Raw genomic sequence first — 11313 nt, 5'->3', positions numbered from 1 at the left:
GTTTTGCCGCGCGGCAATGCCTCAACCGACAGAAAAACGCCACGCACCGTCACCCAGCGCCGGGCTGGCCTTGTCCAGCGCCAGATCCGAGCGTGAAAAGACGATCGGCGTGCGCAGCCCCGCCACGCCCTCGGGGGCAATCTTCATCCCCCGCGCGGCGATCTGCGGTTCGGCGAGCGCCTCGGAGACGTCATTGATCGGGCCGCCGGGCACGCCCGCCGCCTCCATCGCCGCGATCAGATCGGCTTTCGGCCGCGCCGAGGTCACCTCGGCAATCCGCGCGCACAGCGCGTCCCGATGCGCGACACGCCCGGCATTCGTCGCATAATCCGGGTTCGCGGCCTCGGCGCTCAGACCCAGCATCGCGCAGAGCGCCTGAAACTGCCGGTCATTGCCGCAAGCGATGATGAAATGCCCGTCAGCCGCCGGAAACACCTGATAAGGAACGATATTCGGATGCGCATTGCCCAGCCGATGCGGCACCATCCCGCCCAGCAGATGGTTCATCGCCTGATTGGCGAGCACCCCCACCCCGCAATCGAGCAGGCTCATGTCCACCTGCTGCCCGCGCCCCGAGCGCGCCCGCTCGGCCAAGGCCGCCTGCACCCCGATGACGCCATAAAGCCCGGTGAAAATGTCGATCCAGGCGACGCCGACCTTTTGCGGCTCGCCGCCCTTCGGCCCGGTCAGGTCCATGATCCCGCACATGCCCTGCACCAGAAAATCATAGCCCGGCTGCGCCGCCCGCGGCCCGGTCTGCCCAAAGCCGGTGACCGAGACATAGACCAGACCGGGGTTTTCCGCGGCCAGGCTCTCATAGTCCAAACCGAACTTTTTCAACCCGCCCAGTTTGAAATTCTCGATCACCACATCGGCCTCGGCGATCAACCGTTTCAGCCGCGCCAGATCGTCGATGTTCGAAAAGTCACATATGACCGAGGTTTTTCCTCGATTTGCGGCCTGAAAATAGGCCGCCACGGTTTCAAAAGTGCCATCCTCCCGCTGCCGTTCGATGAAGGGCGGGCCCCAGCGGCGGGTGTCATCGCCCTCGGGCGATTCCACTTTTACAACTTCGGCGCCCAGATCGGCCAGAACCTGACCGATCCACGGACCGGCGAGTATCCGCGCCAGTTCCACCACCTTGAGCCCCGTAAGCGGCGCATCGGACATCGGACCCTCCCCTGCTGCGATCTTCCTAGCCCGGGGCGGCGGCCAAATCGACCGCCGTTTTCACCCGCGGATATGTCTTTTGCGCATGGATTACCCCGCCAGCAGCGCGGCATTGCCGCCTGCCGCGGTGGTATCGACGCACAGATGACGTTCGTGCGCGACATGGGCCAGATCGGGCCTTGCCGTGATCAGCGGCACCAGCGGCCCGGTCCGGGCCGCCAGCGCGCGGGCATAGGCGCGGCCGGTTTCGGCCTTGCCCCACCACAGCACGCCCGCCAAAGGTGTCAGCGTTTCCAAGGCTTTGGGAGGCACAGCCCCGGTCGCCTGAACCGCCTGCCCGCCCAAAGCCGAGACCGCCGCCGCCTGCGCCGCAGCGGCGTCACGCCCCGGCCCAAGGCAGAGGATCGGGCCCCGCACATGCCGCGTCAGCCGGTTCAGCTCGCCCGTCGGACCGGGCAGGAAGAGCTCGCCCAGCAGCGTTTCGACCGCTTCGGGCAGGACGGGCGTCGCGGCCCGGGTCCAGTCCCCAGCCGCCACCCCCGGGTCCGGCGCGAAGAACCGGGAGAGGTAAAGCGGCCCGCCCGCCTTCGGCCCAGTGCCCGAAAGCCCCTCGCCGCCAAAGGGTTGACTGCCCACCACCGCGCCGATCTGGTTGCGGTTCACATAGATATTGCCCGCCCGGATCGTCTCGGCCACGGTTTCCACGCGGGCGTCGATGCGCGAATGCAGCCCGAAGGTCAGCCCATAGCCGCGCGCATTGATCGCCGCGATCACCGCGGGCAGATCCTCGGCGGCGAAAGTTGCAAGATGCAACACCGGGCCAAAGATTTCGTGCGAAAGATCGGCAATGCCGCTGACCTTCAGCAGCGCGGGGGCCACGAAATGCCCCGCCTCAGGCGCGGCGGTGCGATGCAGGATGCGGCCCGCATGTTGCGCCAGATAGGTCTCGATCCCGGTCTTTGCCTCGGCGTCGATCACCGGCCCGACATCGGTCGAAAGCAGCCGCGGATCGCCCAGAACCAGCTCCTCCATCGCGCCTTTCAGCATTTCGATCAGATGGGGGGCGATGTCGTCCTGCACGTAAAGACAGCGCAGCGCCGAGCAGCGTTGCCCGGCCGAGCGGAAGGCCGAGGCCACCACATCGCGCACCGCCTGTTCGGGCAGCGCGGTGCTGTCAACGACCATCGCATTCAGCCCGCCGGTTTCCGCGATCAGCGGCGTTCCGGGCGCCAGATGGTCGGCCATCGTGCGGGCGATGATCTGCGCGGTCTCGGTCGAGCCGGTAAAAACGACGCATTTGATGCGCGGATCGCGGGTCAGCGCGGCGCCGACGGTGGGGCCGTCGCCGGGCAAAAGCTGCAGCGCCGCGGTGGGAACCCCGGCCTGATGCAGCAGCCGCACCGCCAGCGCCGCGATGATCGGCGTCTGTTCGGCGGGCTTGGCCAGCACCGCATTCCCCGCCATCAGAGCCGCCGCAATCTGCCCGGTGAAGATCGCGAGCGGGAAGTTCCACGGGCTGATCGCCACCACGGGGCCGCGCGGGGCCCGCGTGTCCGTTGCGCCTTCGGCCGCATAATAGCGCAGAAAATCAACGGCCTCGCGCAGCTCCGATACGGCATCGCCGAGCGTCTTGCCCGCTTCCTGCGCAAGCGCCGCAAAGATCGGGCCGAAGTTTTCCTCGTACAGATCGGCGGCGCGCATCAGCACCGCCGCGCGCTCCGCGGCAGGCGCAGCCCAGACCTGCGCCGCGTCCAGCGCTACCGCCACAGTGGCCGCATCGGCCTCGGTCACCTGCGCAACCACCGCCCCGGTCGCCGGGTTCCGCACCGGGCGCGACGGGCCCGAGACCGGCCCCGCCACGATCGGCGCGGCGTCAGGCAGGGTCACATCCCGGGCCGTCTCGATCCGCGCCAGAACCGCGGGATCGCTCAGATCGAAGCCCCGCGAATTGACCCGTCCCGCCCCGAACAAAGCCGCGGGCGCCAGAAGCCCGCGCGGTGCCCGGGCCGTGGTCAGCGCCGCAAAGGGACAGGCCGCGACCTCGGCAGGCGGCACGCTTTCATTGACGATCTGATTGACGAAAGACGAATTCGCACCGTTCTCCAGCAGCCGCCGCACCAGATAGGCGAGCAGGTCGCGATGCGCCCCCACCGGGGCGTAGATCCGGCAGCGTCCGCCGGTTTCGCGCAGCACGATATCATGCAGGCGCGCGCCCATCCCGTGCAGGCGCTGGAATTCATAGGGACGCCCCACGGCCATCTCCAGCACTGCCGCCACGGTATGCGCATTATGCGTCGCAAATTGCGGATAGATGCAATCGTTCAGCCCGAAAAGCTTCGCCGCAAGGCAGATATAGGCGACATCGGTCCCGGTTTTCGAGGTGAAAAGCGGAAAGCCCGGATGGCCCTCGACCTGGGCGCGCTTCATCTCGGCGTCCCAATAGGCGCCCTTCACCAGCCGGATGTTGATCCGCCGCCCGGCCGCCCGCGCCATCGCGGCCAGCGCGTCAATCGCCGCCCCGGCGCGTTTGCCATAGGCCTGCACGACGGCGCCAAAGCCTTGCCAGCCCGCGGTCTCGGGATCGGCGATCACCGCCGCCATCACGCGCAAGGACAGCGCCAGCCGGTCCTGTTCCTCGGCGTCGATGTGCAGCGCGATCCCCGCCGCGGCGGCCGCCCGCGCCAGATCGCGCACGACCGGCACCAGTTCCGCCATCACCCGGGCCTCCTGTGCCACCTCGTAGCGCGGATGCAGCGCGGAAAGCTTGATCGAAATCCCCGGATTGGCCGCGATCGAGCCCCGGGTCGCCGCCGTGCCGATTGCCGCGATCGCCTGCGCATAGGCCAGCCGGTAGCGTTCGGCATCGGCCGCCGTCAGCGCCGCCTCGCCCAGCATGTCATAGCTGAAGGTATAGCCCTCGGCCTCGCGCTTTTGCGCCCGTTCCAAAGCCTTTTCAATGGTTTCGCCCAGAACGAACTGTCGGCCCATCTCGCGCATCGCCTGCCCCACGGCAGCGCGGATGACGGGTTCGCCCAGCCGCCGCACCGCGCCCCGCAGGGTTCCGGCAAGGCCGCCCGCGCCATCATCCAGCACCTTGCCCGTCAGCATCAAGGCCCAGGTCGAGGCATTGACCAGCGAGGAGGCCGCCGTGCCCAGATGCTTGCCCCAGTCGGAAGGGGCGATCTTGTCCTCGATCAGCGCGTCGATCGTGGCCGTGTCGGGCACGCGCAGCATCGCCTCGGCCAGACACATCAGCGCCACGCCCTCGCGCGTCGACAGCCCGTATTGCGCCAGGAAATGCTCCATCAGGCTCGGCTTCGCCTCGGCCCGGATCCGCGCGACCAGATCGGCGCCGCGCGCCGCGATCCGGTCGAGTTGCGGCTGCGAGAACGCCGCCTGCGCGACGAGCGCCTCCAGAACCTTGGCCTCGGGGGCGAATTTGGACTCTGGGCCAAGGGCGGAAAGGTCGGTCATGATCGGGGGCACTCCTTGGGCGTTTCCCCGATCCTATCACCTCGGCTCTGGACGATGTGACCATTCAAGGCCATTATGACAGGCGATCCGACCAAAAACATGGCCAAGAACATGACCGACCTGATCGACGCCACCGACCGGCGCATCCTGCATGAGCTTTGCGCGAATGCCCGGATTCCGGTCACCGAGCTTGCCCGCAAGGTCGGGCTGTCGAAAACCCCGGTCGCGGCGCGCATCCGCGCGATGGAGGAGATGGGCCTGATCACCGGTTACCGGGCGATGCTCTCGCCGATCCGGCTGGGGCTGATCCATGTCACCTATGTCGAGGTGAAGCTGAACGACACGCGCCAAAAGGCGCTGGAACAGTTCAACGCCGCCGTGCGCGAAATCCCCGAGGTCGAGGAATGCTACATGATCGCCGGGGGCTTCGATTACCTGCTGAAGGTGCGCAGCCATGACATTGCGGAATATCGCAAGATCATGGGGGAGAAGCTGTCGGCGCTCCCCCATGTGGCGGCAACCTCCAGCTATGTCGCGATGGAGGCGGTGGTCGAACAGAACGCCCCCAGCCTGTGATCTCAGACGATGCGCAGCCGCGGCGTGGCGCTTTCGTCCAGCACCCGGCCCACCGGGGCGGCATGATCGAAGCCGTGACGGCGGAATGTCGAAAGCACCGCCTCGACCGCGTCCGGCGCGCAGGCGACGAGCAACCCGCCCGAGGTCTGCGGGTCGGTGAGCAACCCGCGGTCGAGATCGCCCAGATCCGCGGGCAGGTCGATCCCCGCGCCGTAGCTGGCCCAGTTGCGCCCCGAAGCGCCGGTCACATGGCCCTCGGCCGCGGCCTCCATCACCCCGGGCAGGCGCGGCACCGCGGCCCAGGAAATCTCGATGTCGCAGCCCGATCCGCGCGCCATTTCAAGACCATGGCCGCCAAGGCCGAAGCCCGTCACATCGGTCATCGCATGCACCGCCGCCATCTCGCCGAGATCGGCGCCGGGCGTGTTCAGCTGCGTGACCGAGGCGATCAGCTCGGCCTCGGCCGAGGGCGGCAGCTGGCCCTTTTTCAGCGCGCCCGAGAGGATGCCGACGCCCAGCCGCTTGCCCAGCACCAGCACATCGCCCGGCCGCGCCCCGGCATTGGTCTTGACCCGGTCGGGATGCACCAGCCCCAGCGCCACCAGCCCATAGATCGGCTCGACGGAATCGATCGTATGCCCGCCCGCCACGGGAATCCCCGCCGCGGCGCAGACCTCGGCCCCGCCCTTCAGGATCGCGCCGATGGTGGCTTCCGACAAAACCTTGATCGGCATCCCCACGATGGCCAGCGCAAGGATCGGCCGCCCGCCCATGGCGTAGACATCGGAGAGCGCATTCGTCGCGGCGATGCGGCCGAAATCGCGCGCATCATCGACAATGGGCATGAAGAAATCGGTCGTCGCCACAAGGGCTTGGCTGTCATTCAACCGCCAGACCGCGGCATCGTCGGCGGTGGCGATGCCGACCATCAATTCCTTGGGCACCAGCGGCACGATGGTGTCGGAAAGGATACGTTCCAGCACCCCGGGCGCGATCTTGCAGCCGCAGCCGCCGCCATGCGAGAGCGAAGTCAGACGCGGCTCGGTCTTCGGGGCGGTATCGGTCATCGCGGGCTCCTTGCGCCAGAACAGCGCGCTTTATAGGCGCAGCCCCGCGCCGGGCCAAGCATGATTGCGCAAAACCTGTCGCAGGACCCCGTCGCAGCTTGGATTTGGCCCGAAAGCCGTGTATCCGGCGGCGCGGCCCACCCGCGCGAGAGTCGCGCCCGCCGCCCTCAGGAGGACAGATGACCGGGAAGATCGTCGCATTCGTCGATGGCTCGATCTACGCCACAAGCGTGTGCGACCATGCGGCCTGGATTTCGAAACGCACCGGCGCGCCGGTGCAGCTGGTCCATGTGCTGCGCCCCGGCGGGGCCCCGGCGCTGGTCGATCCGGCCGATCCGGCGCCTTTGGGCGCGCGCAGCGGCGTGATGGAGGAACTGGCGGCGCTCGATGCGCAGCGGGCGCGGCTGATGGCGGCGCATGGCCGCGCGCTGATCGAGGATGCGCGGGTGCTGCTGGAAAAGGCGGGCGTCGCCGAAATCTCGGCCGAGCTGCGGCAGGGCGATCTTCTGGCCACGGTGCAGGCTTTCGAGGCCGAGGCGCGGGTGATCCTGCTTGGCAAGCGCGGCGAGGATGCCGATCAGGCGATGGATCATCTGGGCGCCAATCTGGAACGGATCGTGCGCTCCTGTGCGCGGCCGGTCTTTGTCGCCTCGCGCGCCTTCAAGCCGATCGAGCGGGTTCTGGTCGCCTATGACGGCGGCGTTTCGGCGATGAAGGCGGTCGATCACCTGTCGCGCAGCACGCTTTTTCCGGGGCTCTCGGTGCAGATCGCCGCGGTGGGGCAGGCCACGCCCGAGGTGAAAAAGGGGCTCGATGCCGCGCAGGCGATGCTGGCCGCGGCGGGGATTGCGGCGGAAACCGTGGTGCTGGCCGGTCAGCCCGAGGCGGCGCTGCGCAAGCTGGCCGAGGAAGAGAAATTCGACCTGCTGGTGATGGGCGCCTATGGCCATTCGCGCATTCGCAGCCTGATCATCGGCTCGACCACCACCGCGACGATGCGCGCCTGCAAGGTGCCGGTGGTGCTGATCCGCTGAGCCGGGCAGCCCCGGCTCAGACCATGTCCAGCCTGTCCAGCCGCAGAGGCGCATGGCAGAAATCGCCCAGCCCCGACGGGTCAAGCTTGCCGCCGATGAACTGCGCCAGATGTTTCACCCTCAGCGCCATCAGCCGATGCGCCTGGGCGGCCTCTTCGGGGTAAAGCCGGGCGATATTGCGCCGGAACAGGATCTCGCGGCAGGTGTCGCGGCAGGCCCCAAGGCCGGGGTTTGCCCGGACGCCCTGACGGTGCAGACCCAAAAGCCAATGCCCCTCGACCACGTCGCTTTCGACCGCTTCCCCCTGTAAAATCAACCAGGTGACCAGCACTTCCTCGGCCATGGCAAGCAGCCGGTCCAGCCCCGGCAGCGGCGCGCGCCCCTCAAGCCCGGCCTCGACATCGGCCAGAAGCTCTGGAAAGACCCCCCTCATCGCGAGCCCCTGCGGCGCGGCGGCGACGCCCCTCCGGCCTGTGTCGCGGTCTGATGCGCTGTCATCGCTGGCCCCTCCCCCGTCTGGCCGTGGTGATCGCGGATCTCTCTTGCCTGCCCGGAGCGACAGGACGGAGGACGTGCCGACCCGGGCGCCGCCCCGAAAGGGAGAGTCGCAGGATCTTCAGTCGCCTTCCGGATGTGGAAATCGTCAGATGGAATGGACGCGATGTCAAAGGGATTCTCCCGCCGCAGCGCAGCGCTGCGGTCGGGTGGTGGCGGCGCTCAGCCCGGGGCGCTGGCCCCGTCCGTCCCCGTCCCGTCTGGCCCCGCCCCATCCGGCCCCGCCTCCGGTCCGGCGCAATCCCGCGCCGGGCCGGGCCTTGGCCCGCGCAGGGGTTGCGGCCCCGCGACCGCGGTCAGGAAATAGCTCGGCCGCACCATCGCATCGGCCAGCGTGTATTTGCCCAGCACGTCAAAAAAGGCCGCCAGCGCCTCGTTGGCGACATTGGGCAGCCGACAGGGCCGCGAAATCCGGCATTCATTGCCGCTCAGATAGCATTCGAACAGGCCGAAATCGGGTTCGGTGGCACTTATCACCTTGGCCAGATTGATCTGTTCGGGTGGCCGCGCCAGGGTGAAACCGCCATGGCGCCCCTTGCTCGAGGCCAGAAATCCCGCCCGCGCCAGCTGCAGCACCACCTTTTTCACATGCGCCCGCGAGATGCCGAACCAGTCCGAGACCTCGTCGATGGTCACCCGCGTCCCGGGTTTGCCCGCCGCATAGATCAACAATCGCAAGGCGTAGTCGGTGAAAGTGGTCAGACGCATTGCGATCCCCGAATATGTCATCCCTGCTTAACGCAGAACCGCGGCGGTTCGAAGTCCCTCAAAAAAGGATATTTCACATGACTTAAATCAAGGTCCGATCCGGAACGCCCGCCTAGGAAGGGATCATGACCCGCAACCCGCCCCTTCTTCGGCGCCTGTCGCCCGTGGCCCGGATGGCCCTGCACCTGAGCCTGTTTCTGGCGCTGGTGCTGGTCGGCGCCTGGAGCGCGGCAAGCTGCGCGGCGCGGACCGGGCTGACCGAGATGGTGATCTGTTCCAGCACCGGCGGCACCGAGGTGGTGCTGCTGGACGGCGCGGGACATGCGGTGCCGACCTCCGACGCCACCGATTGCGAGAGCTGCCCCGTCTGTCTGGCGGCGGCGGGACGGGCGGCCCTGCCCGCCCCGGTCTTCGCCTTTGCCGCCACCGAACGGCTTTCCGACCCGCTCTGGATCACCGCGCGCGCAACCCTGCCCGCCCTGCCCGATCCCGCCCCCGTTGCCCGCGGCCCCCCGGGCGCGGCCCAAGACCGGATGACCGCATGATGCTTTCTCTCTCCTCTCTCTTCTCGTTGTCGCGCGGACTGGTCGTCGCCCTGGCGCTGGGTCTTGCGGGCCCTGCCCTGGCGCAGGGAACGGTGCTGGAAAAGCTGCTGCCGCAGGTCGCGGCGGCGGATCTGGTGCCGGGCGCCGACGGCTTCGGGCCTTTGCGCGACGATCTGGCCGTGGCCCCGCTGATGGCGGGGAACAAGCCGCTTGGCTGGGCCTTCGTCACCACGGATTTCGTCGGCACGACGGGCTATTCGGGCAAGCCGATCCATGTGATCGTGGCGCTTGACCCGGCGGGCAAGGTGATCGGCGCCAGGCTGCTCAAACATTCCGAACCCATTGTTCTGGTTGGCATCCCCGAGGCCAAGGTGCAGGCGCTCGTGGCTTCTTATATCGGGGTCGACCTGCCGAAGGCCGCCGCCGACAAGGATGCGGCGCATGATCTGCAGATCATTTCGGGCGCCACCGTCACGGTGATGGTGATCGACGATTCGATCCTGCGCTCCGGCATCAAGGTGGCGCGGGCGCTGGGTCTGGGCGGGCTCTCGGCCGAGGTCGCGCAGGGCCCGAAAGCCGAAATCAACCTCGCCGCAACCGCCCCCGAGGGCTGGCTTTCGATGCTGGGCGATGGCACGGTGCGGCGGCTGTCACTGGATGTCGGCCAGGTCAACGAGGCTTTTGCGGCGCTTTCCGATCCGCGGGCGGCACAAAGACCGCTGGCCGAGCCGCCGCAAACCGCCTTCGTCGATCTGCACATGGCGCTGGTCTCGGTGCCCGCGATCGGCCGGGCGGTGCTGGGCGAGGCCGAGGCGGCCAACCTGCAAGCCTGGCTCAAGCCCGGCGAATCGGCGGTGGCGATCGCGGCGAACGGGCTTTATTCCTTCAAGGGCTCGGGCTATGTGCGCGGCGGCATCTTCGACCGCATCGTGCTGGTGCAAGACGATGTGACGGTGCGGTTCCATGACCGCGAGCATCGCCGTCTGGTCTCGATCGGCGCCAAGGGCGCCCCCGGCTTCGCCGAAAGCGACCTGTTCAAGATCCCCGCCGATCTGGGCTTCGACCCTGCGAAACCGTTCCGGCTGCAACTGCTGGTGCACCGCCCGGTCGGCGCGACGGAAAAGGTCTTCACCACCTTCGATCTGGGTTATCAGCTGCCCTCGGGCTACCTCAAGCCCGTGGTTGCCCCCGCCCCCGCCGCCGCGCCGGTCGAGGAAACCGCCGCACAGGCCGATCTGTGGCGTTCGATCTGGGCGGGCAAGCGCCTTGAGATCGCCGTCACCGGGGCGATGCTGACCGTGCTGACGCTGGTCTTCTTTTTCCAAAGCGCGGTGACGCGCAATGCCCGCGCGTTCTTCTGGTTCCGCATGAGCTTCCTGACGGTGACGCTGGTCTTCCTTGGCTTTTACGCCAATGCGCAGCTGTCGGTGGTCAATCTGATGGCGCTTTTCGGTGCGCTGACCACATCCTTCAGCTGGCAGGCCTTCCTGCTGGATCCGCTGACCTTCATCCTGTGGTTCGCCGTCGCGGCCGCGCTGCTTTTCTGGGGCCGGGGCGCCTATTGCGGCTGGCTTTGCCCCTTTGGCGCGCTGCAGGAAATCACCAACCGCATCGCCCGGGCGCTTCGCGTCCCGCAATGGACCCTGCCCTGGGGCCTCAATGAACGCCTCTGGCCGATCAAATACATGATCTTCCTGGGGCTTTTCGGGGTCTCGCTGGGCTCGATCGAACACGCGGAACATCTGGCGGAAATCGAGCCCTTCAAGACCGCGATCATCCTGAAATTCGTGCGCGTCTGGCCCTTTGTCGCCTATGCCGCGGCGCTTCTGATGGCCGGGCTTTTTGTGGAGCGGTTCTATTGCCGCTATCTCTGCCCACTCGGCGCGGCGCTCGCCATTCCGGCCCGGCTGCGGATGTTCGACTGGCTCAAGCGCTACCACGATTGCGGCAACCCCTGTCAGGTCTGCGCCCATGACTGCCCGGTGCAGGCGATCCACCCGACCGGCGAGATCAACCCGAACGAATGCGTCACCTGCCTGCATTGCCAGGTGCTTTACCAAAGCCACGCGCGCTGCCCCGTCGTGATCCGGCAGGACAAACGCCGCGCCGCCGTGGCTCCCGCTTCGGCCCCGCGCGATCTGCGCAACCACCCTCATACCCCTCACTGAACGGAAAGAAGGAGTT

Annotated in this window: 9 protein-coding genes; 4 read left to right on the top strand and 5 right to left on the bottom strand. The window is 67.6% G+C overall.

Features of this window, described 5'->3' with window-relative positions:
* Positions 1-21: 21 nt before the first annotated feature.
* Complete coding sequence (locus ACTTAG_RS04095) at positions 22-1170, bottom strand: CaiB/BaiF CoA transferase family protein (protein ID WP_444464287.1); 1149 nt, start codon at positions 1168-1170, stop codon at positions 22-24.
* 90 nt (positions 1171-1260) lie between these two features.
* The gene (putA, locus tag ACTTAG_RS04090) at positions 1261-4644 is read right to left on the bottom strand and encodes a bifunctional proline dehydrogenase/L-glutamate gamma-semialdehyde dehydrogenase PutA (RefSeq protein ID WP_444464286.1); all 3384 of its coding nucleotides are present in this window, start codon (positions 4642-4644) and stop codon (positions 1261-1263) included.
* A 111-nt stretch (positions 4645-4755) separates the two neighbouring features.
* Between putA and ACTTAG_RS04085 the strand changes: the two genes are divergently transcribed.
* Entirely contained in the window at positions 4756-5220 is a 465-nt protein-coding gene (locus tag ACTTAG_RS04085) for an Lrp/AsnC family transcriptional regulator (RefSeq protein WP_444465194.1), read from the top strand.
* Positions 5221-5222: 2 nt separating this feature from the next.
* Here ACTTAG_RS04085 and selD read toward each other — a convergent pair whose 3' ends face one another.
* Positions 5223-6287 (bottom strand): selenide, water dikinase SelD, encoded by a 1065-nt coding sequence (gene selD / locus ACTTAG_RS04080; protein ID WP_444464285.1) that lies wholly within the window; start codon positions 6285-6287, stop codon positions 5223-5225.
* Positions 6288-6466: 179 nt separating this feature from the next.
* On the opposite strand from selD, the gene ACTTAG_RS04075 reads away from it, so the two are divergent.
* Complete coding sequence (locus ACTTAG_RS04075) at positions 6467-7321, top strand: universal stress protein (RefSeq protein WP_444464284.1); 855 nt, start codon at positions 6467-6469, stop codon at positions 7319-7321.
* Between the two features lie 16 nt (positions 7322-7337).
* Here ACTTAG_RS04075 and ACTTAG_RS04070 read toward each other — a convergent pair whose 3' ends face one another.
* Both ACTTAG_RS04070 and ACTTAG_RS04065 read right to left on the bottom strand, forming a co-directional pair.
* Positions 7338-7754, bottom strand: coding sequence for a hypothetical protein (locus ACTTAG_RS04070; protein ID WP_444464283.1), 417 nt, complete (start codon positions 7752-7754; stop codon positions 7338-7340).
* A gap of 284 nt (positions 7755-8038) precedes the next feature.
* Positions 8039-8584 (bottom strand): RrF2 family transcriptional regulator, encoded by a 546-nt coding sequence (locus tag ACTTAG_RS04065; protein WP_444464282.1) that lies wholly within the window; start codon positions 8582-8584, stop codon positions 8039-8041.
* A 125-nt stretch (positions 8585-8709) separates the two neighbouring features.
* Here ACTTAG_RS04065 and ACTTAG_RS04060 point away from each other — a divergent pair, with 125 nt between their 5' ends.
* Both ACTTAG_RS04060 and ACTTAG_RS04055 read left to right on the top strand, forming a co-directional pair.
* Complete coding sequence (locus ACTTAG_RS04060; RefSeq protein ID WP_444464281.1) at positions 8710-9129, top strand: DUF2946 family protein; 420 nt, start codon at positions 8710-8712, stop codon at positions 9127-9129.
* Positions 9126-11297, top strand: a complete 2172-nt coding sequence (locus ACTTAG_RS04055; protein ID WP_444464280.1) for a 4Fe-4S binding protein — start codon at positions 9126-9128, stop codon at positions 11295-11297. The genes ACTTAG_RS04060 and ACTTAG_RS04055 overlap by 4 nt, the downstream gene beginning before the upstream one ends.
* Positions 11298-11313: the final 16 nt, after the last annotated feature.

Source organism: Rhodobacter capsulatus, assembly GCF_052363185.1.
Classification (GTDB): domain Bacteria; phylum Pseudomonadota; class Alphaproteobacteria; order Rhodobacterales; family Rhodobacteraceae; genus Rhodobacter; species Rhodobacter capsulatus_E.
The sequence above is the reverse complement of the archived record's forward strand: the minus strand, read 5'-3'. Positions and strand labels throughout refer to the sequence as shown.

Excerpts from the sequence above, each read along its gene's own strand:
- ACTTAG_RS04055 (WP_444464280.1), top strand. The coding sequence starts at position 9,126 with ATGATGCTTTCTCTCTCCTCTCTCTTCTCGTTGTCGCGCGGACTGGTC.
- ACTTAG_RS04095 (WP_444464287.1), bottom strand. The coding sequence starts at position 1,170 with ATGTCCGATGCGCCGCTTACGGGGCTCAAGGTGGTGGAACTGGCGCGG.
- ACTTAG_RS04075 (WP_444464284.1), top strand. The coding sequence starts at position 6,467 with ATGACCGGGAAGATCGTCGCATTCGTCGATGGCTCGATCTACGCCACA.
- putA (WP_444464286.1), bottom strand. The coding sequence starts at position 4,644 with ATGACCGACCTTTCCGCCCTTGGCCCAGAGTCCAAATTCGCCCCCGAG.
- ACTTAG_RS04085 (WP_444465194.1), top strand. The coding sequence starts at position 4,756 with ATGACCGACCTGATCGACGCCACCGACCGGCGCATCCTGCATGAGCTT.
- ACTTAG_RS04060 (WP_444464281.1), top strand. The coding sequence starts at position 8,710 with ATGACCCGCAACCCGCCCCTTCTTCGGCGCCTGTCGCCCGTGGCCCGG.
- ACTTAG_RS04065 (WP_444464282.1), bottom strand. The coding sequence starts at position 8,584 with ATGCGTCTGACCACTTTCACCGACTACGCCTTGCGATTGTTGATCTAT.
- ACTTAG_RS04070 (WP_444464283.1), bottom strand. The coding sequence starts at position 7,754 with ATGAGGGGGGTCTTTCCAGAGCTTCTGGCCGATGTCGAGGCCGGGCTT.
- selD (WP_444464285.1), bottom strand. The coding sequence starts at position 6,287 with ATGACCGATACCGCCCCGAAGACCGAGCCGCGTCTGACTTCGCTCTCG.